The sequence below is a fragment of the Streptomyces sp. NPDC033177 genome (assembly GCF_055577715.1).
On record NZ_JBVIPS010000001.1, the window covers coordinates 683,931 to 710,089 of the forward strand.

The 26,159-nt window shown below is 70.3% G+C and carries 21 protein-coding genes and 1 pseudogene; 10 read left to right on the forward strand and 12 right to left on the reverse strand.

Annotated features, from left to right (window positions below):
• Positions 1-10 precede the first annotated feature (10 nt).
• A complete protein-coding gene (locus tag ACZ5U5_RS03105) occupies positions 11-628 on the reverse strand; it encodes a helix-turn-helix domain-containing protein (RefSeq protein ID WP_469015487.1) in 618 nt (205 codons plus the stop codon).
• A gap of 121 nt (positions 629-749) precedes the next feature.
• Here ACZ5U5_RS03105 and ACZ5U5_RS03110 point away from each other — a divergent pair, with 121 nt between their 5' ends.
• Positions 750-1,685 carry an SDR family oxidoreductase gene (locus tag ACZ5U5_RS03110; protein WP_469015490.1) on the forward strand — a complete coding sequence of 312 codons (936 nt, stop codon included), beginning with the start codon at positions 750-752 and terminating at the stop codon, positions 1,683-1,685.
• Between the two features lie 120 nt (positions 1,686-1,805).
• Here the strand turns inward: ACZ5U5_RS03110 and ACZ5U5_RS03115 are convergent, their stop codons facing one another.
• The 8 genes from ACZ5U5_RS03115 to ACZ5U5_RS03150 form a co-directional block, all read right to left on the reverse strand.
• Positions 1,806-2,642, reverse strand: coding sequence for an enoyl-CoA hydratase/isomerase family protein (locus ACZ5U5_RS03115; protein WP_469015492.1), 837 nt, complete (start codon positions 2,640-2,642; stop codon positions 1,806-1,808).
• Between the two features lie 74 nt (positions 2,643-2,716).
• Positions 2,717-3,469 carry a PIG-L deacetylase family protein gene (locus tag ACZ5U5_RS03120; protein ID WP_469015495.1) on the reverse strand — a complete coding sequence of 251 codons (753 nt, stop codon included), beginning with the start codon at positions 3,467-3,469 and terminating at the stop codon, positions 2,717-2,719.
• 39 nt (positions 3,470-3,508) lie between these two features.
• Positions 3,509-4,834: an alpha/beta fold hydrolase gene (locus ACZ5U5_RS03125; protein ID WP_469015497.1), complete on the reverse strand. Its 1,326-nt coding sequence runs from the start codon at positions 4,832-4,834 to the stop codon at positions 3,509-3,511.
• Between the two features lie 89 nt (positions 4,835-4,923).
• The gene (locus ACZ5U5_RS03130) at positions 4,924-5,940 is read right to left on the reverse strand and encodes a LacI family DNA-binding transcriptional regulator (protein WP_469015499.1); all 1,017 of its coding nucleotides are present in this window, start codon (positions 5,938-5,940) and stop codon (positions 4,924-4,926) included.
• Between the two features lie 57 nt (positions 5,941-5,997).
• Positions 5,998-7,113 (reverse strand): rhamnose ABC transporter substrate-binding protein, encoded by a 1,116-nt coding sequence (rhaS, locus tag ACZ5U5_RS03135; protein WP_469015502.1) that lies wholly within the window; start codon positions 7,111-7,113, stop codon positions 5,998-6,000.
• 37 nt (positions 7,114-7,150) lie between these two features.
• Positions 7,151-8,152: an ABC transporter permease gene (locus tag ACZ5U5_RS03140; protein WP_469015504.1), complete on the reverse strand. Its 1,002-nt coding sequence runs from the start codon at positions 8,150-8,152 to the stop codon at positions 7,151-7,153.
• Entirely contained in the window at positions 8,145-9,185 is a 1,041-nt protein-coding gene (locus tag ACZ5U5_RS03145) for an ABC transporter permease (RefSeq protein ID WP_469015507.1), read from the reverse strand. Before ACZ5U5_RS03145 ends, ACZ5U5_RS03140 begins: the two co-directional genes overlap by 8 nt.
• The gene (locus tag ACZ5U5_RS03150) at positions 9,182-10,678 is read right to left on the reverse strand and encodes a sugar ABC transporter ATP-binding protein (RefSeq protein WP_469015510.1); all 1,497 of its coding nucleotides are present in this window, start codon (positions 10,676-10,678) and stop codon (positions 9,182-9,184) included. The genes ACZ5U5_RS03145 and ACZ5U5_RS03150 overlap by 4 nt, the downstream gene beginning before the upstream one ends.
• Before the next feature lie 310 nt (positions 10,679-10,988).
• Between ACZ5U5_RS03150 and ACZ5U5_RS03155 the strand changes: the two are divergent.
• From ACZ5U5_RS03155 to ACZ5U5_RS03190, 8 genes and pseudogenes are all read left to right on the forward strand, one after another.
• A pseudogene (locus ACZ5U5_RS03155) lies at positions 10,989-14,188 on the forward strand (alpha-L-rhamnosidase).
• Between the two features lie 33 nt (positions 14,189-14,221).
• Positions 14,222-15,391, forward strand: a complete 1,170-nt coding sequence (rhaI, locus tag ACZ5U5_RS03160) for an L-rhamnose isomerase (protein ID WP_469015513.1) — start codon at positions 14,222-14,224, stop codon at positions 15,389-15,391.
• Positions 15,392-15,396: 5 nt separating this feature from the next.
• Positions 15,397-17,436, forward strand: a complete 2,040-nt coding sequence (locus ACZ5U5_RS03165) for a bifunctional aldolase/short-chain dehydrogenase (protein WP_469016899.1) — start codon at positions 15,397-15,399, stop codon at positions 17,434-17,436.
• A 75-nt stretch (positions 17,437-17,511) separates the two neighbouring features.
• Positions 17,512-19,017: a rhamnulokinase gene (locus tag ACZ5U5_RS03170; protein ID WP_469015516.1), complete on the forward strand. Its 1,506-nt coding sequence runs from the start codon at positions 17,512-17,514 to the stop codon at positions 19,015-19,017.
• A 65-nt stretch (positions 19,018-19,082) separates the two neighbouring features.
• Positions 19,083-19,844, forward strand: a complete 762-nt coding sequence (locus ACZ5U5_RS03175) for a (Fe-S)-binding protein (protein WP_469015519.1) — start codon at positions 19,083-19,085, stop codon at positions 19,842-19,844.
• A complete protein-coding gene (locus ACZ5U5_RS03180) occupies positions 19,841-21,346 on the forward strand; it encodes a LutB/LldF family L-lactate oxidation iron-sulfur protein (RefSeq protein WP_469015522.1) in 1,506 nt (501 codons plus the stop codon). The genes ACZ5U5_RS03175 and ACZ5U5_RS03180 overlap by 4 nt, the downstream gene beginning before the upstream one ends.
• Positions 21,343-21,981, forward strand: a complete 639-nt coding sequence (locus tag ACZ5U5_RS03185; protein WP_469015525.1) for a LutC/YkgG family protein — start codon at positions 21,343-21,345, stop codon at positions 21,979-21,981. Before ACZ5U5_RS03180 ends, ACZ5U5_RS03185 begins: the two co-directional genes overlap by 4 nt.
• A 22-nt stretch (positions 21,982-22,003) precedes the next feature.
• Positions 22,004-23,167 carry an ABC transporter ATP-binding protein gene (locus tag ACZ5U5_RS03190; RefSeq protein ID WP_469015527.1) on the forward strand — a complete coding sequence of 388 codons (1,164 nt, stop codon included), beginning with the start codon at positions 22,004-22,006 and terminating at the stop codon, positions 23,165-23,167.
• A 37-nt stretch (positions 23,168-23,204) separates the two neighbouring features.
• On the opposite strand, the gene ACZ5U5_RS03195 is transcribed toward ACZ5U5_RS03190, so the two are convergent.
• From ACZ5U5_RS03195 to ACZ5U5_RS03205, 3 genes are read right to left on the reverse strand one after another with little or no spacing between them, the layout of a single operon-like run.
• Positions 23,205-24,155 carry an ABC transporter substrate-binding protein gene (locus ACZ5U5_RS03195; protein WP_469015530.1) on the reverse strand — a complete coding sequence of 317 codons (951 nt, stop codon included), beginning with the start codon at positions 24,153-24,155 and terminating at the stop codon, positions 23,205-23,207.
• Positions 24,152-24,832: an ABC transporter permease gene (locus ACZ5U5_RS03200; RefSeq protein WP_469015533.1), complete on the reverse strand. Its 681-nt coding sequence runs from the start codon at positions 24,830-24,832 to the stop codon at positions 24,152-24,154. Before ACZ5U5_RS03200 ends, ACZ5U5_RS03195 begins: the two co-directional genes overlap by 4 nt.
• Positions 24,829-25,509, reverse strand: a complete 681-nt coding sequence (locus ACZ5U5_RS03205) for an ABC transporter permease (protein ID WP_363206120.1) — start codon at positions 25,507-25,509, stop codon at positions 24,829-24,831. The genes ACZ5U5_RS03200 and ACZ5U5_RS03205 overlap by 4 nt, the downstream gene beginning before the upstream one ends.
• Before the next feature lie 181 nt (positions 25,510-25,690).
• On the opposite strand from ACZ5U5_RS03205, the gene ACZ5U5_RS03210 reads away from it, so the two are divergent.
• On the forward strand, positions 25,691-26,137 hold the full coding sequence (locus ACZ5U5_RS03210) for an SPW repeat protein (protein WP_469015537.1): 447 nt from the start codon (positions 25,691-25,693) through the stop codon (positions 26,135-26,137).
• Positions 26,138-26,159 lie beyond the last annotated feature (22 nt).

The following is a 26,159-nucleotide window of genomic DNA, read 5'->3' on the forward strand; positions in this document are numbered from 1 at the left end:
AACCGTCTCGTCAGTCCGTTTCGCGCTTCTGCCGGCCGGGCCGCGCCCGTACGTGCATCCGCTCGCCCTGCGGTCCGAACAGGCTGAGGAATTCCGCGGGCCCCTCCCCCGTGGACCCGAACCAGTGCGGAAGCCGCGTGTCGAACTCGGCGGCCTCGCCCGCCGTGAGGATCACGTCATGGTCGGCCAGCACGAGCCGCAGCCGACCGGACAGCACATACAGCCACTCATACCCCTCATGGGTCTTGAGATCGGGCTCCGAGGAACGCTGGGGCTCGAACACCTTGTACGCCTGGAGACCGCCGGGTTGGCGAGTCAGCGGCACCATCGTGCGGCCGTGCCGGACGATCGGCTTGGCCCGCACCCGCGGGTCGCCGACGGGCGGGGCACCGACCAGCTCGTCCAGGGGGACCTGGTGGGCACGGGCGATGGGGAGCAGGAGTTCGAGGCTGGGCTTGCGCCCGCCGGACTCCAGGCGCGAGAGGGTGCTCACGGAAATCCCGGTGGCGTCGGCGAGACCCGCCAGCGTCGCGCCGCGCTCCTTGCGGATTCTGCGCAGGCGGGGCCCTACTTCGGCGAGAACGCCGTCGAGATTCGCGCTGTCGTCATCATTCTCTGTCGCGGTCATCTCTCTATTGCAGTATCGGCAAACTTGATTGTCAATCCGGCATGGCCGATGCAGTTTGCGTGCCGACATGACGTCCCTGCGGCCATGGAGCTTTGAAGCGATACGCGGTATCGATGCCGCCATGACGGACGACGCGAACGAAGGGGTCCTGCCGGGGCTCCCTGCCCCTGCCCCGCCGGGCGCGAGCGCCCTTCCCGAGGGGACGTACGACGGAACGGTCGTCCTCGTGACCGGCGGCGGCAGCGGGCTCGGCAAGGCGATCGCCACGGAGTTCGCGCGACTCGGGGCGGACTTGGTGATCGCCGGCCGCAAGGAGGAGCGGCTGAAGGCCGCGCGGGACGAGCTCGCGGGCCTTGGCGGGCGGGTGGCGGCCACCCCGTGCGACATCCGTGACCCGGACCGCGTCGCCGAGGTCTTCGACGCGGCTCAGGACGCGTACGGCCTGCCGGGTGTCCTGGTCAACAACGCGGCGGCGAATTTCCCCGTGCCCGCGGAGGACATGTCCCCGAACGCCTGGCGTTCGGTCGTGGACATCACGCTGAACGGGACGTTCTTCATGACGCGGGAGTTCGCCCGCCGTCACCTCGCGGCGGGCACGCCCGGCTCGGTCATCAACATCGGGGCGTCGTACGCGTGGACGGGCGGCCCCGGCTTCGCACACAGCGCGGCGGCCAAGGCGGGCGTGAAGAGCCTCGTCGAGAGCCTGGCGGTGGAGTGGGGCCCGTACGGGATCCAGGTCAACGGCCTGGTGCCGGGTCTGATGCCGCACGAGGACATGACCGCCGACATCCGCGGCAACCTCGACCGGGCCGCGACCACGGAGGAGCGTGAACCGGGGCCTCATAGGCGGGAGTTGGACTCCCGCCAGCCCGCCCTGCGCGTCGGCGCCCCGCGCGAACTGGGCTGGGCCGCGACGTTCCTGGCCTCGCCCTACGCCCGCTTCATCACCGGCCACACGCTGGTGGTCGACGGCGCGAACTGGCAGCGGCGGGGGTTGGTGAGCCCGGAGGTGGTGACGGTGCGGGAGCAGATGGGGCGGGGTCGATTCGGGGGATAGCGAGCTCCCAGCGGACACGCGGGACGGAATGGGGGCGCCTCGCCTCCCCGCGCCCCCGGCCGCGCCCTGCGCGGCCCTGCTCTCTTCGCAGCCCTGCTCCCTTCGCGGCAGCGGTGGCGGTTACTTGCCCTCGAACCGCGCTGTCCGCCGCTCCCCCTTCGCCGCGTACCCGGCGCGCGAGTCCTCGGACGTCAGCGTGATCGCCGCGTTCATCGCGACCCGGTCGAGAGCCGCGTCCATCCCCGCGTCCGCGTACGCGTCGATGCCGCGCTTGATGCCCTGGACGGCCAGCGGGCCGTTCGCCGCGATCTCAGCGGCGATCTCGCGGGCCGTTTTCGTCATCTCGTCCACGGGCGTGACCAGTTGGACGAGCCGCAGCCGTTCGGCCGTGGCCGCGTCGATGCGGCGCCCGGTGAGCGAGAGCAGCTTGGCCCAGCCCGCACCGGCCTCGCGCGCGATGCGCAGATCGCCGCCCGCGTCCACCGCGACACCGATCTGCGCCTCCGGAAGCGCGAACACCGCGTCGTCGGATGCGATCCGTACGTCCGCCATCAGCGCGAGCTCGAAGCCGAACCCGAGGCAGTACCCCTGCACGGCGGCGACGATCGGCTGCGGAAGGCCGGCGAAGGTGCGGAAGCGCTCATGGACCCAGCGCAGGGCCTCGTAGTAGTTGCGCGTGCGCTCGGAGCCCGAGCGGCCTTCGATGACGCCGCCGACGTGCGCGGTGATGTCGATCCCCGCGCAGAAGGCCCGTCCCTCCGCCCGCAGCAGCACCGCCCTGATCGAGTCGTCGAAACGGATCCGGTCGGCGAAAATGCCCAACTGGCGCGTGGACTCCCAGCTCCACGCGTTGAGCTTCTTCGGGTGGCAGAGGGTGAGGATGCCGAGGCCGTCCTCGATGTCGAGGCGCAGCCGCTCCTCACCCTCCGGGATGTCCGTGCCGATGGTGTCGATCATCCAGCACCAGCTCCTGCCTACGTCTCTGACGGCACGTCAGGGAATTGACGTGCCGTCAGCGTAGTGGCGGTGGCTCAGCGGCTGAAGACCTCGAAGGACACGGCGGGCTTCCCGCCGAAGCGCGGCGCCACGCTCTGTGCGTTGCCGGTCAGGAACTCCCGGCAGTACTTCTCGGGGTCCTCCTGGGTCAACCCCTCGATGTACGTGCGGTGTTCGAGGAGCGAGCGCATGGAGCGTTCGAGCCCTGCCGTGGCGTCGGCGGCGTGCGTGGGCGAGGAGGAACCGGCGACGGCCACCCAGCGCACGCCGTTCCAGGGTTCGAGCGCGTCCTCCTCGATCAGCTCGGGGAAGATCCAGCGGTTGCCCGCGTCGGCCACGGCGTCCAGGGTGGCACGGCCGACGGCGACGTGGTCCGGGGTGTTCCAGGCGACGCCGCCCCACGTGTCGCGGTGGTTGAGCGTGATCACGAGCTCGGGCCGGTGCCTGCGGACCGCGGCGGCGATGTCCCGGCGCAGCGCGATCCCGTACTCGATCACGCCGTCCTTGTGGTCGAGGAACTCGACGGTCGACACGCCGACGACGGCCGCGCTCGCCCGCTGCTCGCGCTCGCGCAGCGGTCCGCACGTGGCGGGGTCGAGCGTGTCGATGCCCGCCTCGCCGCGGCTGGCCAGGAGGTAGGCGACCTCGCGGCCGCCGTCCGTCCACCCGGCGATCGCGGCCGAGCATCCGTACTCCAGGTCGTCGGGATGGGCGACGACGGCGAGGGCCCGCTGCCAGTCCTCGGGCATGGGAGTGAGCTGGTCGTTCTCGTTCAACGGCTCTGTCATGCCCGCAGCCTAGCTTCGCGGGACCCGGCCGCTAAGGGCTCAGGCCTCGCCCCTGGCGAGGGCGAGGAGCCGGTCCAGGACGCGCGGCGAACCCACCCGGAGCCCGTCGTGCTCGTACTCGTCGGTGACCCAGGTCCGCAGGCCGCGGATGGAACGGGCGGTGCGCAGCGAGTGGCCGGTGTCGACGTACATGTCGTCGTGGTAGATCGCGGCGGCGGCCGGCACCTCGTTCGCGGCCAGGCGCACCGTGTCGTACAGAGGTGCCCAACCGGTGCGTGCGGCGAGCAGTTCGGCGGTCTCGCGCAATGGCCGCAGGGCGGGGTCACAGTCGAACTGCCAGCGCTGGACGGCTTCCCCGGTGAAGAGGAGCGGCGCGTCCCCGGCGAGCGCCTTGCCGGGGTCGAACTGCGGGAACTCGCCGCGCATCCGCTCGGCCGACCAGTCGGTGGGGTGCTCGCCCTGGCCGTAGATGGTCTCGTGCAGGAGGGCGAAGAGCGGGTGCGCGCGGTGCGAGAGGGCGGTCTGCACGGCTTCCCGGAAGGCGTCGGAGAGCGTGTGGCCCGCCGGGGTCCGCACGAAGGCGTCTTCGAGCAGGTAGTGGAGGCGGTGGCTGCCGTCGCCCGTGCCGAGCAGCATGCCGAGGGACTGGAACGCCTCGACGGTGAGCCGGTAGCCGCCGTCGAGCACCGGCTCGTGCTCGGCGAGGTGAGCGGCGATGCGGCGGGCGCGCTCGATGTCCTGGGGGTAGCGGGCGTAGTGGGCGCGGGTCTTGCGCTCCATGCGCGGATAGGCGGCGCGGTAGACGTCGTCCGCGTGGCCGTCGAGTGCGGGCAGGCCGCCGGTGATGATGGCGGTGTGCAGTCCTTCGGGGGCCGCCGACAGGTAGTGGGTCGCGCAGAAGCCGCCGAAGCTCTGGCCGAGGACGGTCCAGGGGGCGCCGCCGGTCAGCTCGCGCCGGATCAGCTCGCAGTCGCGGACGATCGAGTCGGCGCGGAAGTGCGTCAGGTAGTCGGCCTGGTCGCGGGGTCCGCCGCGCAGCGGGAGCGTCTGGCGCGTCGCCGGCGTCGAGCTGCCGGTGCCGCGCTGGTCGAGGAGCAGCACCCGGTAGTCCTGCAAGGCCCTGCCCAGCCAAGCCTCCTTGCCCACGAACCGGTTGGCCCCGAACCCCGGGCCGCCCTGGAGGTACACCAGCCACGGCAGGTCAGCCCCGCGGTCCCCGTGCGCGCTCGCCACGGCCTCGCGGGCGAAGACCTCGATGCGCTCCCCCGCCGGGTCGTCGTGGTCGAGAGGCACGGAGAAGCGGTGGTCGGTGAGGACGACGCCGGGCTGACGGTAGGAGGCGGTGGCGCTGGCGGCGGGGGTCAAGAGGGCTCCTGGGCGACGTACGTGAACGGGACGGTTCGCCCCAGTCCAGCACACCCGCCCCAGGGGCGGTCAGCGGGCCCCGGAGGCGCTCAGCGGGGCGTCAGGCTGGATCGGCGCACCACGAGCTCCGGCTGGAGCACCACGCGCCGGTGATCATGGTCATCGGCGTCGGTGTCCGCCTCGGTCTCCTCCAGGAGGAGTTCCGCGGCCATCGCGCCCATCTTGATGGCGGGCTGGCGGACCGAGGTGAGCGGGACGACGGCCGCGGCGGCGAACTCGATGTCGTCGTAACCGACGATGGCGATGTCCTCCGGCACGCTCACCCCTGCCGCGTACATCGCCTGGAGCACCCCCAGAGCGAGCAGGTCGTTGGCACAGAAGACGGCGGTCGGCCGCTCGGCGAGGCCGAGAACACGGGCGCCCGCGTCCCGCCCGGCGGCCACGTCCAGGCGCTCGGTGGGCAGTTCCCGCAGCGCCGAAGCGGGCAGACCGGCCTCGGCGAGGGCTTGCAGCGCCCCTTGCCTGCGGTCCTTGACCTGGTTGAGTCCGGGCGGGCCGCTCACGTACGCGATGCTGCGGTGCCCCGTGTCGAGGAGATGGCGTACCGCGAGCGCCCCACCCAGGACGTCGTCCACGGAGACGGAGCACTCGGTGGCGCCCTCGGCGACCCGGTCGACCAGGACGAAGGGGATGTCGTGCCTGCGGAAGGCCTCGATGTTGCGGCCCGTCGCGTCGGCCGGGGTCAGCAGGACACCGCGTACCCGCTGTTCGGCGAAGAGCGCCAGATATTCGGCCTCTTCGGAGGGGCTCTGTCCGCTGTTGCACATCATGACGCGCAGCCCCGCGTCGCGCGCGGCCCGCTCGGCGCCGCGCGCGACGTCCACGAAGAAGGGGTTGCCCATGTCGAGCACGAGCAGGGCCATGATGCGGCTCTGGCCCGCCCGCAGCTGCCGCGCGGACTCGCTGCGGACATAGCCGAGCCGGTCGATCACGGACTGCACCCGGTGGCGCGTCTCTTCGGAGACGACGTCCGGGCGGTTGATCACGTTCGACACGGTGCCCACCGACACGCCGGCGTGCTTCGCCACGTCTTTGATGCCGACCATGCGTCCCCTTGTTCCGTTGCGCGTGCGGTGCATTGTGCACCGCCGCGTGCGATCCCCTCAGAATTTGTACTGGTCGATGTTCTTCTTGTCGAAAACGGTCGGTTCGCCGAGATCGACGACTCCCTTGTCACCGATGGTGAAGCTGCCGAGGTCTCCGGCCTCGAACTTCTCGCCCTTCTTGCCGGTGATCTGGCCGGACTTCAGGGCCACGGCGGTGTGCGCGGCGAGCGCGCCGAGCTTGGCCGGGTCCCACAGCTCGAAGCCCTCGACGGTGCCGTTCTTCACGTACTGGCGCATGTCGTTGGGCGTGCCCAGGCCGGTGAGCTTCACCTTGCCCTTGTATTTCGATCCCGAAAGGTACTGGGCGGCCGCCTTGATGCCGACGGTCGTCGGCGAGATGATCCCGGCCAGCTTCGGGTGCTCCTGAAGCAGACCCTGGGTCTGCTGGAAGGACTGCTGGGCGTCGTCGTTGCCGTAGGCGGTCTTGACCAGCTTCATGTTCTTGTACTTGGGCTTCTTCAGCTCGTCCTTCATGTAGCGGATCCAGGTGTTCTGGTTCGTCGCGGTCTGGGCGGCGGAGAGGATCGCGATGTCGCCCTTGTAGTCGAGCTGTTTGCCGAGCAACTCCACCTGGGTGCGGCCGAGCGCCTCGGCGCTGGACTGCGAGACGAAGACGTCACGGCACCCCGGGTTGGTGTCGGAGTCGTACGTGACGACCTTGATGTCGTTCTTCATGGCCTGCTTGAGGGCGGTGCACAGGGCGCCGGGGTCCTGCGCGGAGACGGCCATCGCGTCGACCTGCTGCTGGGTGAGCGTGTTGACGTAACTGACCTGCCCGCTGGTGTCGGTGGCGCTGTTGGGGCCGGTCTCCTTGTACGAGGAGCCCAGTTCCTTGAGCGCCTTCTCGCCGCCCTTGTCGGCGACGGTGAAGTACGGGTTGTTGACCTGCTTGGGCAGGAAGGCGACCGTGAGGCCCTTCTTGGTCGGTGCGTTCGGGTCGGCCTTGGCGTTCGAGGCCTTGGCCGCGTCGTCGTCCTTCGAGGACTCCTTGGTGGTGCCTCCGCAGGCGGTGGCGGTGAGGGCGAGCGAGGTGACGGCTGCCAGGGTCACGCAGGCGCGGGTGAGGGCGGAGCGGCGGACGGAGCGGCGGGGAGATCGGCGGGGAGAGAGCATCGTTGGTCCCTTTCGGACGTGCGGACGGTACGAGGGGTCAGCGGGCGGGAGCGGCGGCGGCGCGGCGGCCCGCCCTGGCGACGGCGATCTGGCGGGCCACGCGCGGCCCGAGGACGGACACCACGAGCAGCACTCCGGTGACGACGATCTGCGACTGGGCGGAGACGTTCAGCAGGCTCATCGCGTTCTGCAGCGCGCCGAGCAGGAAGACCCCGGCGATGGCCCCGCCGAGGGTTCCCTTGCCGCCGTCGAAGTCGATGCCGCCGAGCAGGACGGCGGCGACGACGGACAGTTCGAGGCCGGTGGCGTTGTCGTAGCGGGCACTCGCGTAGTGCAGGGCCCAGAAGATGCCCGTCAGCGAGGCCATGAGGCCGGTGGCGACGAACAGCCACAGCTTGTGCCGCTTGACGCGGACCCCGGCGAAGCGCGCCGCCTCCTCGTTGGCGCCGATGGCGAAGAGCGAGCGACCGAAGGGTGTCGCGTGCAGGACGAGGACGGCGATCGCGAGCAGCGCGAGGAAGGGCAGGAACGCGTACGGCAGGAAGGTGTCGCCGATGCGTCCGGCCGCGAAGTCCAGGTACTGCGAGGGGAAGTCGGTCACCGCGTCGGAACCGAGGACGATCTGCGCGATGCCCCGGTAGGCGGCCATGGTGCCGATGGTCACGGCGAGCGAGGGCAGCCCGAGCCGGGTTACCAGGAGGCCGTTGACCAGGCCGCAGAGGACTCCGATGAGGAGCACCAGCGGAATGATCGTCTCGATGGCCATACCCGCGTTCCACAGCGCGCCCATCACGGCTCCGGAGAGCCCCGCCGTCGAGGCCACCGACAGATCGATCTCTCCGGAGACGACGAGAAGGGTCATCGGCAGGGCGATCAGCGCGATGGGCAGCGTGTTGCCGATGAGGAACGACAGGTTGAGCGCGTTGCCGAAACCGTCGACAAAGGAGAAGGACATCAGGAGCAGCACGACAAGGAGAGCGCCGACAACGGTGTCCCAGCGGACGGCGCGCATGACGGTGAGCCGGTTGGAGTCAGCCATGGCGGGCGTTCCTCTTCTTCAGGGCCTTGGCGACGCGCAGGGCGACGATCCGGTCGACGGCGATGGCCAGGACGAGCAGCACGCCGTTGATGGCGAGCACCCACACGGAGCTGACGCCGAGCGCGGGGAGCACGCTGTTGATGGACGTCAGGAGCAGGGCGCCGAGCGCCGCTCCGTAGACGCTGCCCGAGCCGCCGGTGAAGACGACGCCGCCGACCACGACGGCGCTGACGACGGTGAGTTCGTAGCCGTTGCCGGTGGCGGAGTCGACGTTGCCGAAGCGGGCCAGGTAGAGCGCGCCCGCGAGTCCGGCGAGTGCCCCGCACGCGGTGTAGGCGGCGAGGATGCGCTTGCGGACCGGGATGCCGGCGAGCCGGGCGGCCTCAGGGTTGGAGCCGAGGGCGTAGAGCTCGCGTCCGCCGCCGAAGTGCCGCAGGTAGTACGCGACCACGACCAGGACGGCGAGCGCGATCAGCCCCAGGTAGGGCACCGCCGAGATCCCGCCGGAGCCGAAGTCGACGAAGCCGTCCGGCAGGTCGGACGCAGTGATCTGCCGGGAGCCGACCCAGATGGAGTCGATGCCCCGGATGATGTAGAGGGTGCCGAGCGTGACGACGAGCGCGGGGACTTGACCGAGGCTGACGAGCGCGCCGTTGAGCAGACCGCAGCCGACGCCGAGCGCGACCGCCAAGAGGATCGCGAGTGTCGAGTTGCCGCCGCCCTGGAGGTAGTTGCCCGCTGCGAAGGCGCTGATCCCGAGTGTCGAGCCGACCGACAGGTCGACGTTGCGGGTGATCACGACGAGGGCCTGGCCGGTGGCGACCAGGACGAGGATGGTCGCGTTCAGGAGCAGGTCCTTGATGCCCTGCTCGGAGAGGAACTCGCTGTTGCCTGCTTGAGTGATGCCGATCATCACCAGGAAGACAAGGAGGATGGCGAGTTCGCGCATCTTGAAGACGCGGTCCACCAGGCGGGTGCCCGCGGCCTTCTCGGGGTCCACGGCGGGTGCCGGGCTCTGGGTGGTCACGCTCATGCCGTCCTCCCGGTGGCGGCCGCCATCACGGACTCCTCGGTCGCCCGCGCGCGCGGGATCTCGGCCGTGAGCCTGCCTTCGTGCATGACGAGGACCCGGTCGGCCATGCCGAGGATCTCGGGCAGGTCGGAGGAGATCATCAGGACGGCGACCCCGTCGGCGGCGAGTCCGGACAGCAGGCGGTGCACCTCGGCCTTGGTGCCGACGTCGATGCCGCGGGTCGGTTCGTCCACGATCAGCACCTGGGGCCGGGTGGCGAGCCACTTGGCGAGGACGACTTTTTGCTGGTTGCCGCCGGACAGGGTGCCGACGGCGTCGGCGATGCGCGCGTACTTCACCTGGAGGCGCACCGCCCAGTCGAGGGAGCGGCTGCGCTCGGCGCCGCGGTCCATGAGGCCCGCGCGCACCGTCGTACGCAGCCCGGTGAGGCCGATGTTGCGCTCGATCGACATGTCCATCACCAGGCCCTGGGCGCGCCGGTCCTCGGGGACGAGCGCGAGGCCGGCCGCCATGGCGGTGCTGGGGGCTCCGTTGATCAGCTCCTTCCCCTGCACCTCGACCGTGCCGGCGTCCCACCGGTCGACGCCGAAGACGGCCCGTGCGACCTCGCTGCGTCCGGCGCCGACGAGCCCCGCGAGCCCGACGATCTCTCCGCGCCGCACGTCGAACGAGACATCGGTGAAGACGCCCTCGCGGGTCAGCCGCCGGACGCTGAGGGCGACCTCGCCCACCTGGGTGTCCTGCTTCGGGTAGAGCTCGTCGAGGTCACGGCCCACCATGCGGCGCACGAGATCGTCCTCGGTGAGGCCTTCGAGCGGCTCGCTCGCGATCAGGCCGCCGTCGCGCAGCGTGGTGACGCGCTGGCACAGCTCGAAGATCTCCTCCAGGCGGTGCGAGATGAAAAGGACCGCGGCGCCCTGTTCGCGCAGGGTGCGGACGACGCCGAAGAGACGGGCCACTTCGCTGCCGGTGAGCGCGGCGGTCGGCTCATCCATGATCAGGACCCGGGCGTCGAAGGAGAGCGCCTTGGCGATCTCGACGATCTGCTGGTCGGCGATGGACAGGCCGCGCGCGGGCTGTTCGGGGTCGAGGTCCACGGCCAGGCGCTTGAAGAGCGCGTCGGCCGCGCTGTGCACGGCCTTGTGGTCGACGCGGCCGAGCGAGCGGCGGGGCTGGCGCCCCATGAAGATGTTCTCGGCGACGGAGAGGTCGGGGAAGAGCGTCGGCTCCTGGTAGATGACGGCGACGCCCGCGTCCCTGGCGTCCCCCGGGCCGTGGAAGACCACCGGGGACCCGTCGAGCGTCAGCTCTCCCGCGTCCGGCCGGTGGACTCCGGCGAGGGTCTTGATGAGGGTGGATTTCCCTGCGCCGTTCTCGCCCGCGAGGGCGTGCGCCTCACCGGCGTACAGCTCCAGGGAGACGTCGTGGAGGGCGCGCACGGCCCCGAAGGACTTGCTGAGGCCCTGCACGGCAAGGACGGGGGGCTCTCTCATAGGTAGCACCGATCGGTCACGAAGGGCATGCGGCTTCTGGCATGGGGGCTCGGGGGCTCAGGCGTCGGGCGTCGGGCGTCGGGCGTCATCGGGAGTCACCCACCGGACACCCGGCGTGAAAGGTTTCAATCAATTTTCGAGGAAGCTAAACCCGAGCCAACTGCGGCGTCAATGGGCAGGACTTGAAAATCCTGTCGCGGCTTGGTGCAACAAGGGGCCAGCCACCCAGAGCCCTTGACAGCGGGCGGCACGCTCCCTAGCTTCGCCTCTCGTGAAACGATTCATCGTCGAGTCGTTACGGAGTCGAGTTGTGATCAGCAGAAGACGACTGCTCAGCACCACCGCCACGGCCGCCCTGGGAACAGCGATGGCCGCCGGGCCCCTACCGACGGCCCATGCCGCCCCTTCCGCAGGGGGCCGCGCCCTACGCGTGACCAGACCGACCGTGGAGTACGTGAGACACCCCCTCGGTCTCGACGTGCCGCGCCCGAGGCTGAGTTGGCCTCTGGCGTCAACCAAGGAGGGCCAGACGCAGAGCGCGTATCAGGTGCGCGTGGCCACCGCCGCGAGCCGCCTGACCGAGCCAGACATCTGGGACAGCGGCAAGGTCGCGTCCGGCGACTCCGTCCTGGTCCCGTACGCGGGCCCCGACCTCAAGTCGCGTACGCGCTACTACTGGTCGGTCCGCGTCTGGGACAAAGCGGGCAAGGCCTCCGACTGGAGCGAGGCCTCCTGGTGGGAGACCGGACTCGTGGCGGCGAAGGACTGGACGGCGCGCTGGATCGGCGCGCCCGCCTCCCTCGTCGGCGCGCCCGCCCTGGACGACACCTCCTGGATCTGGTTCCCCGAGGGCGACCCCGCGACCAGCGCTCCGGCTGCCACCCGCTGGTTCCGCGGCCGCGTCGATGTCCCCGAAGGGGTGACCCGCGCGCGGCTGGTCATGACAGCCGACGACGGCTACACCGCGTACGTGAACGGCACGCGCGTGGCGCACACCGAAGCGGACAGTGCCGCCGACAACTGGCGCCGTCCCGTGGTCGTGGACGTGACCGGCCAACTCCGCGCGGGCGCCGCGGTCATCGTCGTGTCCGCCACGAACGCCACCACCGGGCCCGCCGGACTGCTCGGTGCGCTGGAGTTGACGACCGCCGACGGCGTGCGCGTCCTGAGCACCGACGGCACGTGGAAGACCACCGACAAGGAGCCCGTCGGCGAGTGGCAGTCGACGGGATACGACGACGCCTCCTGGTCGGCGGCCAAGGTCGCCGCAGCCTGGGGTTCGGGCCCGTGGGGGAAGGTCGCCCCCAACCACTGCCCCGCCGCTCAGTTGCGCCACGAGTTCCGCCTGCGGCCGGGGAAGAAGGTCGCCCGGGCCCGGCTGTACTCCACGGCCCTCGGCCTCTACGACGCCTGGCTGAACGGCGAACGGGTCGGTGACGACCGTCTGGCGCCGGGCTGGACCGACTACGACAAGCGGGTCCAGTACCAGACGTACGACGTCACCAAGCAGCTCAAGTCCGGTGCCAACGCGCTCGGCGTGACGGTCGCGGTCGGCTGGTACGCGGGCAACGTCGGCATGTTCGGTCCGCACCAGTACGGCGAACGCCCTGCGCTGCTCGCCCAGTTGGAGGTCACGTACACCGACGGTTCCACCGACCGTGTGCTGTCCGGCACCGACTGGCGCGCCGCCACGGGCCCGGTCACCGCCGCGGACCTCCTGTCGGGCGAGGACTACGACGCCCGCCTGGAGACCGCGGGCTGGACGCGTGCCGGGTTCGACGACTCGAAGTGGGTCGCCGCTGACGCCGTCGACAAGGTCAAGGCCGCCGTCGTGGCCCAGATCGACGGGCACACGCGCGTGGAGAGCGAGATCTCCGCCCGGAAGGTGAGCGAGCCGAAGCCCGGCGTCTTCGTCTTCGACCTCGGTCAGAACATGGTCGGCGCGGTCAGGCTGAACGTGTCCGGGAAGGCCGGTACGAAGGTCCGGTTGCGCCACGCGGAGGTCCTCAACTCCGACGGCACGATCTACACCGCCAATCTGCGGTCCGCCGGCGCCACCGACACGTACACGCTCAAGGGCGGCGGCAAGGAGACGTTCGAGCCGCGGTTCACCTTCCACGGCTTCCGCTACGTGGAGGTGACGGGCTACCCGGGCACGCCACCGCTCGACGCCGTGACGGGCCGCGTCATCCACACCTCCGCGCCCTTCACGATGGACTTCGAGACGAACGTCCCCATGCTCAACCAGCTGCACAGCAACATCACCTGGGGCCAGCGCGGCAACTTTCTCTCCATCCCGACCGACACCCCCGCGCGCGACGAGCGGCTCGGCTGGACGGGCGCGACATCAATGTCTTCGCGCCGACCGCCGCCTATACGATGGAGTCGGCGCGCTTCCTCACGAAGTGGCTCGACGACCTGCGCGACGGGCAACCCGAGGACGGCGCGTTCCCCGATGTGGCCCCGTTCGTCGGTACCGTCGGCAAGGGCGTGGCCGGCTGGGGCGACGCAGGCGTGACCGTACCCTGGGCGCTGTACCAGGCCTACGGGGACAAGCGCGTCCTGGAGCAGTCCTGGTCCTCGATGCTGAAGTGGCTCGACTACCTGGAGAAGCACAGCTCCGGATATCTGCGTCCCGCCGAGGGCTACGGAGACTGGCTCAACATCCAGGACGAGACCCCCAAGGACGTCATAGGCACCGCCTACTTCGCCCACAGCGCCGACCTCGTGGCGCGGGTGGCCGAAGCGCTGGGCAAGGACCCCGCCCCGTACAAGAAGCTGTTCGGGAGCGTCCGTGACGCCTTCCGTGCGGCGTACGTGACCGGCGGCGGGCGGGTGAAGGGCGACACACAGACCGCGTACGTCCTGGCCCTGTCCATGGAACTGCTCGACGACGGCGACCGCGCACCGGCGGCCGCCCGCCTGGTGGAGCTCATCAAGTCCAAGGACTGGCACCTGTCGACGGGCTTCCTCGGCACACCACGCCTGCTCCCCGTCCTGACGGCCACCGGCCACACGGACGTGGCCTACCGCCTCCTCGTCCAGAAGTCCTTCCCCAGCTGGGGCTACCAGATCGACAAGGGCGCCACGACGATGTGGGAACGCTGGGACTCCATCAAGCCGGACGGGAGCTTCCAGGACGCCGGCATGAACTCCTTCAACCACTACGCCTACGGCTCGGTGGGCGAGTGGATGTACGCCAACATCGCGGGCATCGCACCGGCCGACCCGGGCTTCCGCAAGATCCTCGTCCGTCCGCGGCCCGGCGGCGGTGTGACCGAGGCCCGAAGCAGCTTCGACGCGCTCTACGGCCCTGTCAGCACCCACTGGAAGACGGACGACGAAGGATTCCGTCTCACCCTCACCCTGCCCGCCAACACCACGGCGGAGGTGTGGATCCCCGCCGACAAGCGCACTCAAGTGACGCATGGCGCGGCGGAGTTCCTGCGGATGGAGGACGGCTGCGCCGTCTTCGCCGCGGCCTCCGGCACGCACCGATTCTCCAACTGACCCACCTCGACCGCTCTTTCGGAAGGCTGCGCGATGACCGCCGGAACCAGCAAGGACGCCGTGAAAGCGGCACTCACCACCCAGGCCCTGGAGACCCCGTCCTGGGCGTACGGCAACTCCGGTACGCGCTTCAAGGTCTTCGCGCAGCCAGGTGTCCCCCGCACGACCCGGGAGAAGCTGGACGACGCCGCCCGCGTGCACGCCCACACGGGCGTGGCGCCCAGGGTCGCCCTGCACATCCCCTGGGACAAGGTCGACGACTACGCGGCGCTCGCGGACTACGCCGCCGAGCGCGGCGTGACGCTCGGCGCGATCAACGCCAACGTCTTCCAGGACGACGACTACAAACTCGGCTCGGTCACCAACCCGGACCCGACGGTCCGGCGCAAGGCACTCGACCATCTCCTCGAGTGCGTGGACATCATGGACGCGACGGGCTCACGCGACCTGAAGCTGTGGTTCTCCGACGGCACCAACTACCCGGGCCAGGACGACCTCCGCAGCCGCCAGGACCGGCTCGCGGAGGCCCTGCGGACGACCTATGACCGGCTCGGCGACGACCAGCGCATGCTCATCGAGTACAAGCTCTTCGAGCCCGCCTTCTACGCGACGGACATCCCGGACTGGGGCACTGCCTACGCGCACTGCCTGAAACTCGGTCCGAAGGCCCAGGTGGTCGTGGACACCGGCCACCACGCGCCCGGCACCAACATCGAGTTCATCGTGGCGACCCTCCTGCGCGAGGGCCGCCTGGGCGGTTTCGACTTCAACTCGCGCTTCTACGCGGACGACGACCTGATGGCGGGCGCCGCGGACCCCTTCCAGCTCTTCCGGATCATGTACGAGGTCGTCCGGGGCGGCGGCCTGGACTCGGACATCGCGTTCATGCTCGACCAGTGCCACAACATCGAGGCGAAGATCCCCGCGATCATCCGGTCGGTGATGAACGTGCAGGAGGCCACAGCCAAGGCCCTGCTCGTCGACGCGGACGCGCTGGCCGAGGCGCAGCGGACCGGCGACGTGCTCGCCGCCAACGCGGCCTTGATGGACGCGTTCAACACGGACGTCCGCCCCCTACTGGCAGAAGTCAGGGAGGAGTCGGGGCTCGACCCTGATCCCATGAGGGCCTATCGGGAGTCAGGCTGGCAGGAGCAGATCGTCAAGGACCGCGTGGGCGGCGAGCAGGCCGGATGGGGGGCATGAGCGACATGACACAGCACGCACGGATCACCGAACTTCTCGACCGCGCCCACCGCTTGGGCGCCGACCCGCGCAACACCAATTACGCGGGCGGCAACGCGTCCGCGAAGGGCACGGCCCCCGACCCGGTCACGGGCGCGGACACGGACCTGATGTGGGTCAAGGGTTCGGGCGGCGACCTGGGCACCCTCACCGAGGAAGGCCTCGCGGTCCTGCGCCTCGACCGCCTCCACGCCCTGAAGGAGGTGTACGCGGGACCGGACCGTGAGGACGAGATGGTCGGCGCCTTCGACTACTGCCTGCACGGCAAGGGCGGTGCGGCCCCCTCCATCGACACCGCGATGCACGCTTTGGTGGACGCACCGCACGTGGACCATCTGCACCCGGACTCGGGTATCGCCCTGGCCTGCGCCGCGGACGGCGAGAAGCTGACGGCAGAGTGCTTCGGCGCCGCGGTGGCCTGGGTGCCCTGGCGGCGCCCCGGCTTCCAGCTCGGCCTGGACATCGCCGCGGTGCAAGCGGCCAACCCCGACGCCATCGGCTGCGTCCTGGGCGGGCACGGCATCACGGCCTGGGGTGCCACGGCGGAGGAGTGCGAGCGCAACTCACTGCACATCATCCGCACGGCGGAGGCGTTCCTCGCCGACCGTGGCAAGCCCACCCCCTTCGGCCCGGCCCTGGAGGGGTACGGCCCTCTCCCCGCCGCCGCACGCCGCGACCGTGCGGCCGAACTGGCCCCGCACATCCGCTCGCTGGCGTCGCGAGACCGCCCCCAGGTCGGCCACTTCACCGACACGGACGTCGTCCTGGACTTCCTGTCCGCCACGGAGCACCCGCGTCTGGCGGCCCTGGGGACCTCCTGTCCCGACCACTTCCTCCGCACGAAGATCCGGCCGCTGGTCCTGGACCTGCCGCCGACCGTCCCGCTCCAGGAGGCCGTCGCCCGCCTCAAGGTGCTGCACGCCGCCTACCGCGAGGAGTACGCGGCGTACTACACCCGCCACGCCGACCCGACCTCTCCCGCCATGCGCGGCGCCGACCCGGCCATCGTCCTCGTCCCGGGCGTGGGCATGTTCTCCTTCGGCAAGGACAAGCAGACAGCCCGAGTGGCAGGCGAGTTCTACGTGAACGCCATCAACGTCATGCGAGGCGCCGAGGCGGTCTCCACGTACGCCCCGATCAACGAGTCGGAGAAGTTCCGCATCGAGTACTGGCCGCTGGAGGAGGCCAAGCTGCAACGCCTCCCGAAGCCCAAGCCTCTGGCCACCCGCGTCGCCCTGGTGACCGGGGCGGGCAGCGGCATCGGCAAGGCGATCGCGCACCGCCTGGTGGCGGAGGGCGCCTGCGTTGCGGTGGCGGACCTCGACGCGGAGAACGCGGCCGCTGTGGCGGACGAGCTGGGCGGCCCGGACAAGGCCGTGGCCATCCCCATGGACGTCACGTCCGAGGAACAGATCGAGGCCGCCTTCAAGTCGGCGATCCTGGCCTTCGGCGGAGTCGACCTGGTGGTGAACAACGCGGGCACCTCCATCTCCAAGCCTTTGCTGGACACCACGGCCCGGGACTGGGACCTCCAGCACGACATCATGGCCCGCGGCTCCTTCCTCGTCTCCCGCGAGGCGGCCCGCGTCATGCGGGACCAGTCGCTGGGCGGCGACATCATCTACATCACGTCGAAGAACGCCGTGTTCGCGGGCCCGAACAACATCGCGTACTCCGCCACCAAGGCGGACCAGGCCCATCAAGTGCGGCTTCTGGCAGCCGAGTTGGGTGAACACGGCATCCGCGTGAACGGCATCAATCCGGACGGGGTGGTCCGCGGCTCGGGGATCTTCGCGGGCGGCTGGGGCGCGCAACGCGCGGCGATGTACGGGATCGAGGAGGAGAACCTGGGCGAGTTCTACGCCCAGCGCACCCTCCTCAAGCGCGAGGTGCTCCCCGAGCACGTGGCCAACGCCGTCTTCGCCCTGACGGCAGGCGATCTGACCCACACGACGGGCCTGCACATACCGGTGGACGCGGGCGTCGCGGCGGCCTTCCTCAGATAGCCCGCGTACCTCAGGTAGCCCGCGCCCCCTCCGACCACCGAACACCTGGACCCACCCTCAACCCTGCGAGCCACCATGCCCCACTCCCGCCCGCGTCCCCGCACCCACTCATCCCGACTTTTCGCCGCCGTCGACCTCGGGGCCTCCAGCGGACGCGTCATGGTGGCCGAGGCAGGGCCCGACACCCTCACTCTCCAGGAGGCACACCGCTTCCCCAACCGCCCGGTCCGGACTGCCGGCACCCTGCACTGGGACGTCCTGTCCCTGTACGCCGGGGTCCTCGAAGGTCTGCGCGTCGCAGGATCCGCTGCCCCCCTCACGTCCATCGGGATCGACAGCTGGGCAGTCGACTACGGCCTGCTCGACGCGGACCGCACCCTTCTGGGCAACCCGGTGCACTACCGCGATGCCCGCACCGAGGGCATCGCGCCCACAGCGTGGACGACCGTCCCGCCCACCGAGCTCTACGCCACCACAGGCATCCAGTACGCCCCCTTCAACACCCTGTACCAACTGATCGCCGCACAGGAGACGGCTCAACTGGCAGCGGCCGAACACCTGTTGCTGATCCCGGATCTGCTCACGTACTGGCTGACGGGCGAGCTCGGCACCGAGCTGACCAACGCCTCCACCACACAGCTCATGGACCCCGGCACAGGCAACTGGGCACACGAGGTGGCGACGCGCCTCGGCGTCGACCTGGCGCTCTTCCCACCGTTGCGGCATCCGGGCTCCCCCGCAGGACACTTGCTCCCTCACGTTCTCGAAGACACCGGACTCACCTCGCCCGTCCCGGTGACGACCGTCGCCTCGCACGACACCGCGTCAGCCGTCGCCGCCGTACCCGCCACGACCGACAACTTCGCCTACATCTGCACCGGCACCTGGTCCCTCGCAGGCCTGGAGCTGACCGCTCCCGTCCGCACCGAGGAGAGCCGAAAGGCCAACTTCACCAATGAGCTCGGCATCGACGGCACGGTGCGCTACCTGCGCAACATCATGGGCCTGTGGCTGCTCCAGGAGTGCCTGCGCACCTGGAACGCGGGCCCGAGCGCCCCCGGCCTGGAAGCGCTGCTGCTCGAAGCCGCCGCCGTTCCCGCCCTGCGCTCCCTCGTCGACGCGGCGGACCCCGCCTTCCTGCCTCCCGGCAACATGCCGCACCGCATCGCCGACGCCTGTCGGGCCACCGGACAGCCCGCTCCCGCCACCCCCGCCGAGACGACCCGCTGCATCCTCGACTCGCTGGCCCTGGCACACCGACGGGCCATCGAGGACGCCCAGCGCCTCGCGGACCGCTCCGTGGACGTGGTGCACATAGTCGGCGGCGGCGCGCGCAACGCTCTCCTGTGCCAACTGACCGCGGACGCCTGCGGGCTGCCCGTCGTCGCGGGTCCGGCGGAGGCGGCGGCGCTTGGCAACGTACTCGTCCAGGCCAGGGCGCACGGCCTGGTGGGCGATGACCGCCACGAGATGCGTGCCCTGCTGGCCCGCACCCAGTCCCTGGCGCGCTACGAGCCGGCCAGAGACCCGGCGAGCCGTGCGGCGTGGGACGCGGCGGCACGACGCGTCCCGGCGTCATGACTCCCGCACAGCGCGCGTAGCGCTTACGCTGCATCCATCCGATGATCGACGAGGAGGAACCCGCGATGCGTGTCGCTCTGTTCCTGACCTGTGTCAACGACACGCTCTATCCGGACACAGGCCGAGCGGTGGTGAAACTGCTGACCAGGCTGGGAGTTGAGGTTGACTTCCCGATGGCGCAGACCTGCTGCGGGCAGGCGCACTACAACACGGGCTACCGTCACCAGGCTGAGCCACTCGCCCGTCATTTCTCCGATGTCTTCGGCTCGGATGAGTACGACGCGATCGTGACGCCGTCGGGTTCGTGCGGGGCGATGGTCCGCGAGCTGTACCCCCGCATGGGAGAACGGGCGCGTTCGGAGGGCCGCGGTGGAGGCCTGGCGGCGACGCTGGCGCCCGTCGTGCCCAAGACGTACGAACTCACCGAGTTCCTGGTGGACGTCCTTGGTGTGACGGACGTCGGGGCGTACTACCCGCACACGGTGACCTACCACCCGACCTGCCACGGTCTGCGCAGTCTGGGCCTCGGCGATCGCCCCACGCGACTGCTCCAGGCGGTCAAGGGCCTGGAGCTGCGCGCGCTCCCCGGCGCCGACGAGTGCTGTGGATTCGGCGGCACCTTCGCCATGAAGAACTCCGATGTCTCGTCGGCGATGGGCACGGACAAGGTGCGCACTGCCGAGTCCACGGGCGCCGATGTCCTGTGTGCGGCGGACAACTCCTGCCTGATGCACATCGGGGGCACCATGACCCGCCTGAAGAGCGGCCTGCGCCCGGTCCACATCGCGGAGATCCTGGCGAGCACGGAAGAGGAGCCCCTGTCATGAGCGGCCTGAGCGGCACGAGCGGCACGTTCGTGGGCATGCCCGCCTTTCCCGTCGCGGCCCGCGAGGCCGTGGCCGACAAGACCCTGCGCGCCAACCTCCGGCACGCCACGCACACCATCCGCGACAAACGGGCTCGCGCCGTCGCGGAGTTGGACGACTGGGCGCAGCTGCGCGAGGCCGGAAAGCAGATCAAGGACCACACCCTCTCCCGTCTCGACCACTATCTGGACCAGTTGGAGGAGTCGGTCACGGCGGCGGGCGGCATCGTGCACTGGGCCGCCGACGCCGACGAGGCCAATCGCATCGTGACCCGCCTCGTCCAGGAGACCGGCGAGTCGGAGGTCGTCAAGGTCAAGTCGATGGCCACGCAGGAGATCGGCCTCAACGAAGCGCTCGAAGAGGCGGGCATCCATGCCTACGAGACCGACCTCGCCGAACTGATCGTGCAGCTGGACAAGGACCGCCCGTCCCACATCCTGGTGCCCGCCATCCACCGCAACCGCGGCGAGATCCGCGAGATCTTCGCGCGCGAGATGAGCGAGTGGGGCCGCCCCGCCCCGGACGGCCTCACCGACACCCCCGCCGAACTCGCCGAGGCCGCCCGTCTCCACCTCCGGGAGAAGTTCCTGCGCGCCAAGGTCGGCGTCTCCGGGGCGAACTTCATGGTCGCCGAGACGGGCACCCTGGTCGTCGTCGAGTCGGAGGGCAACGGCCGCATGTGCCTGACGCTCCCCGAGACGCTGATCTCGGTCGTCGGCATCGAGAAGATCGTGCCGAGCTGGCAGGACCTGGAGGTCTTCCTGCAGACCCTCCCCCGCTCCTCGACGGCCGAGCGGATGAATCCGTACACGTCGATGTGGACCGGCACCTCGGAGGAGGACGGCCCGAGCACCTTCCACCTCGTGCTCCTCGACAACGGCCGCAGCGACACGCTCGCCGACGAGGTGGGCCGCCAGGCGCTGCGCTGCATCCGCTGCTCGGCCTGCCTCAACGTCTGCCCGGTGTACGAACGCGCGGGCGGCCACGCGTACGGCTCGGTCTACCCCGGCCCCATCGGGGCGATCCTCAGCCCTCAACTGCGCGGCACGCAGAGCGAGATCGACGCCTCACTCCCGTACGCGTCGTCCCTCTGCGGGGCCTGCTACGAGGTGTGCCCGGTGGCCATCGACATCCCCGAAGTCCTCGTCCATCTGCGGGAGCGGGTGGTCCAGGGCGGCGAGGTGACCCGGCACGGTTCGAAGGTGACGCTGCGGCCCGCGAAGGGGCACGCCGCGGAGCGGGCGGCGATGCGCGCGGCGGGCTGGGCATTCGGTCGTCCCGGGGCGCTGCGGGCCGGACAGCGGCTGGCGTCCGGGACCCGGCGCGTCCATCCGCGCACGCTTCCCGGGCCGGGGCGGGCGTGGAGCGGGACACGGGACCTGCCGAAGGTGCCCGCGGAGCCGTTCCGCGACTGGTGGCGGCGTACGTCCGGCGACCGGGCGGAGAAGGGCGGCGGGAAGTGAGCAGCAGGGACCAGATCCTGGGCCGCGTCCGGCGAGCACTGGCTGACGTACGCGATGGCGACAGCGCCCCTGTCCCACGCGACTATCTACGCGAACACGGCCACCGCACCACCGACCAGACCGTCGAGCTGCTCGCGGAGAACCTCGCCGACTATCGCGCGCTCGTGCACCGCTGCGCGGACGCGGAGCTGCCGGATCTGCTCATGCGGTTGCTCGCGGAACGCGGTGCGCGGACCGTACTCGTGCCGCCCGGTCTCCCGCCGCACTGGCTCAAGGCCTCCGACACGACCCGTGTCGAGGACCGTGCCGAGAGCACTCCGCACGAGCTCGACGCGGTCGACAGCGTCGTCACCGGCTGCGCGGTCGCCGTCGCCGAGACCGGCACGATCGTCCTCGACGGCGGACCCGACCAGGGCCGCCGGCGCATCACGCTCGTCCCCGATCACCACATCTGTGTCGTACGCGTCCGGGACCAGGTGGTCTCCTCCGTCCCGCAGGCACTCGAACGGCTCGACCCGGCCCGCCCGCTGACCTGGATCTCGGGACCGTCCGCCACCAGCGACATCGAACTGGACCGGGTGGAGGGCGTGCACGGCCCGCGCACCCTGGAGGTGGTGCTGGTGAGCGGAGTGTGAGGGCCACGGTTAGCGTGAGTGCATGATCCGGTTCGAGCAGGTGAGCAAGCGCTATCCGGACGGCACGATGGCTGTGGACGATCTGTCCTTCGAGGTCGCCGAGGGGGAACTGGTCACCCTCGTCGGACCGTCCGGCTGCGGCAAGACGACCACGATGATGATGGTGAACCGCCTCATCGAGCCGACCGCGGGCCGCATCTTCGTGAACGGCGAGAACATCGCGGACGTCGACCCGGTCCGGCTTCGCCGCCGTATCGGCTATGTCATCCAGCAGGTGGGGCTCTTCCCGCACCGGACGATCCTCGACAACACGGCGACCGTGCCCGCGCTGGTGGGCTGGAAGAAGGCGAAGGCACGGGCGCGGGCGGCCGAGCTGCTCGACCTGGTGGGCCTCGACCCGAAGACGTACGGCTCCCGCTACCCCGAGCAGTTGTCGGGCGGGCAGCGCCAGCGCGTGGGCGTGGCACGCGCCCTGGCCGCCGATCCGCCCGTACTCCTCATGGACGAACCCTTCGGGGCGGTCGACCCGGTGGTGCGCGAGCAGTTGCAGGACGAGTTCCTGCGGATGCAGGCGGCGGTCCGCAAGACGGTTCTCCTGGTCACGCACGACATCGAGGAGGCGGTCAGGCTCGGAGACCGGATCGCGGTGTACGGGCAGGGACGCATCGAGCAGTACGACACGCCCGGCGCGGTGCTCGGCACCCCGGCGACGCCGTACGTCGCCGGGTTCGTGGGCGCCGACCGGGGCCTGAAGCGGCTCTCGGTCACCGAGATCCAGCCGGACGACCTGGAGCAGCCGACGGTGGTCCGCCTCGACGAGCCCGCCGCGCACGCGGCGGCCCTGTTGCGCGCGGAGGACGCCCGCTGGGGCGTCGTCCTGGACGCGGGCGGAGATCTGCACGGCTGGGTCGGCATCGACGAGGTGGCGCTGGCCGGCGAGGGCGGCAGGGTCGGCGATCTGGCCCATCGCATGAAGGCGTGGGTCCCGGTGGGCGCCCCGCTCAAGCAGGCGTTCGGTGTGATGCTCCAGCACGACGCGGGCTGGGTCGCGGTCCTCGACGGGGCTCGCTTCCTCGGCGTGCTGACCCCGGCGAAGCTGCACGAGGCCCTGCGCCGCTCGGTGGACGCGGACGCGCAGGGCGTGCCCCGGGATCAGGTGGAGTTCGACTCGGTGGCCGACGCCTGAGACCGCACAGCCCGCATCTGACCCCGCGCGGCCCGCGTCACAGCAGCCCCTTGTCCTCCAGGTAGGTCCGCGCCACGTCCTCCGGCAGCCTGCGCCAGCTGTCCACCTGTTCGTTCATGGAGGCCAGGTCCGCCGTCGTCAGCACGGAGTTGAGGCGGCCGAGTGCTTTCGCGACGCCCTCGCTGCCCGCGCGGGAGCGGTTGACGACCGGGACGATGTAGTCGGCGTTCTGGAGTTTCTTGTCGTCGTTCAGCAGGACGAGGCCGAAGTTGTCGAGCGTGGCGTCCGTGGATGTGGTCAGGACCATCTGGTCCTGCCCGCTCTGCACGGCCTTCTTGGCCTGTGTCGTGCCCACGCCCTTGGGGTCGACGGAGGTGATGTCGATGCCGTAGACCTTCTTCAGACCGGGTTCGCAGTACGGGCGTTGCACGCATTCGTCGCCCGCGGCGAGGCGCACCTTCAGGCCGGACTTGCCGAGGTCGCTCAGGGTCTTGAGGTGGTGCTTCCTCGCGAAGGACTCCGTGACGGCGAACGCGTTCTGGTCCACGGCTTTCCCGGCATCGAGGACGGTGAGGCCGCGTGGGGTGGCGAGGTCGCGCAGGGCCTTCATCGTGGCGTCCAGGTCGGGCGAACCGACCGGCTTCGCGTCCGCGCCGTTCTTCTTGGCGTTCAGCCAGTCCGCGAACGTCGCCGCGTACTCGGGGACGACGTCGATCTGGCCGGACTCCAGGGCGGGTTCGTACAGCTCGCGGTTGGCCACGGAGAGGATCTCCGCGCCGTATCCGGCCTTCTGCAGGAGCAGGGAGTACATCTGGGCGAGCAGATCGCTCTCGGTGAAGCCCGCGGAGCCGACGACCAGGTGATGGCTGTCGCCGGGTGGCGCGGTCACCTCGCCCTGGGTCTCCAGGGACGGCCCCGAAGAGCACCCGGCCAGCAACAGGGCGACCCCGGCAGCAGCCGCCCCACCACGCACCGCGCCCCGCCTCATCCCGTCCGTCCTCTCCCGCGCGCCCAGCCGGGAGCGAGCCGTTCGCCGATCTCGAAGAGGCCCTCGACGATCAGGGCGAAGACGGCGACAAGGACCGCCCCCGCCACCACCTGCGGGGTGCTCGCCAGGTTGAAGCCTGCCGTGATGATCCGGCCGAGTCCCCCGCCTCCCGCGAGGGCCGCGATGGTGGCGGTGGCCACGAGCTGCACCGCCGCGATCCGCACCCCGCTCAGGACCAGCGGCATCGCGAGCGGCAGTTCGACCCGCCACAGCATCTGCCGCCCCGTCATCCCCATGCCACGGGCGGCCTGGACGACGCTGCGGTCCACCCCGCGCATCCCGACGTAGGCGTTGGTGAGCAGAGGCGGCACCGCGAACAGGACGAGCGCCACCACCGTGGGTCCCTCGCCCCACTGCCCGATGGGGGTGAGGAGCAGCAGGACGAGCACCGCGAAGGTCGGCACCGCGCGCCCCACGTTGGAGATGTTGACCGCGAGCGCGCCGCCCTTGCCGAGGTGGCCGAGGACGAGTGCGACCGGCAGCGCGATCAGGCAGCTCAGGATCAGGCACACCACGGTGAGCACGAGGTGCTGGGTGAGCCGGTGCCAGATGCCGTCGTCGCCGGCCCAGTGTGCCGAGTCGGTGAGCCACTGCCAGGCATCGCTGATGGTGTTCATGAGCGGACCGCCCTCGTCCACGGGGTGAGGATCCGCTGCACGCCCAGGAGCAGCAGATCGGCCAGTACGGCGATGACGACGCACAGCACGGACGCGGTCAGGACCTGTGCCTTGAAGTAGGTGTTCATGCCCGCGTAGATCAGGTTGCCGAGCCCGCCGAAGCCTACGATCGCGCCGACCGTGACGAGGGAGACCGCGGAGACGGTGGCGATGCGCAGGCCGGCCATGGCGGCGGGCAGCGCGAGTGGCAGTTCGACGGTGAGCAGGAGGCGGATCGGGCCGTAGCCCATGCCGCGGGCGGCCTGCCGCGTGTCCTCGGGGACGGCGCGCAGACCGGCCAGGATGTTGCGGACGAGCAGCGTGAGTGAGTACAGGACGAGTCCCGCGACCACCAGGGAGGCGGAGAGGCCGTACACGGGAAGCAGCAGCGAGAACATCGCGAGCGAGGGGATCGTGTAGAGGACCGTGGTCAGCGCGAGGACGGGACCTGCGGCGAGGGCCCAGCGGCGGGCGACGACGGCCAGCGGTACGGCGATGACGAGCGCGATGAGGATGGAGACGGCGGTCAGCTCCAGGTGCTGGAGGACCGCGTCGACGATGATCTGGCGGCGGGTGCTCAGATACTCGCCGCAGATCCACTCGTTGCGCGCGAGGCAGTCGTCCGGGGGCGCGGTCACTCGTCCATTCCAGCGGGCGTGGCGTGTGACGGCGCGTTCTGGTCCCCCGTACGAGCAGTGACCGGAAGCTCACCATTCACCCACGACTACGCATAAAGAAAAAATAAGCGCAGAATGGATGTGCGCGACATTCCGCCGCGCGAGGTCATCAGGCCTGCACCAAGCAGAGGAGACGAGTCTCATGGCCGACGTCTCACACAGGGGAGACATAGCCGCTCACCCTGACGTATCCGAAATGCGGGATCGATACGCCCGCGTGCTCGGTGGGAAAGATGTGGCGCTCGTGGACGGACCTGTGTTCCTCACGGGTCTCTTCTGTGCCATCTCCCCCTGGGTGGTCCACTTCACCACCAGCCAGCCAGTCCTCACGACGCACAACCTCATCATGGGCATCGCGATCGGCCTGCTGGGCCTCGGATTCACTGTCGCGCCTGCCAGGATGTACGGCCTGAGCTGGGCCATGTGCGCCATGGGCGTATGGATGATCGTGTCGCCGTGGGTCGTCGGCACGAGCCCTGACATGGGCGTCATCCTCACCAACATCATCATCGGCGGACTCACCCTCCTCCTTGGCCTCGTGTGCATCGGCGCGGCGGCGAAGGAGGGACGCAAGGTGAACACGACCTGACACGGGAAGGCAGAGCCACACA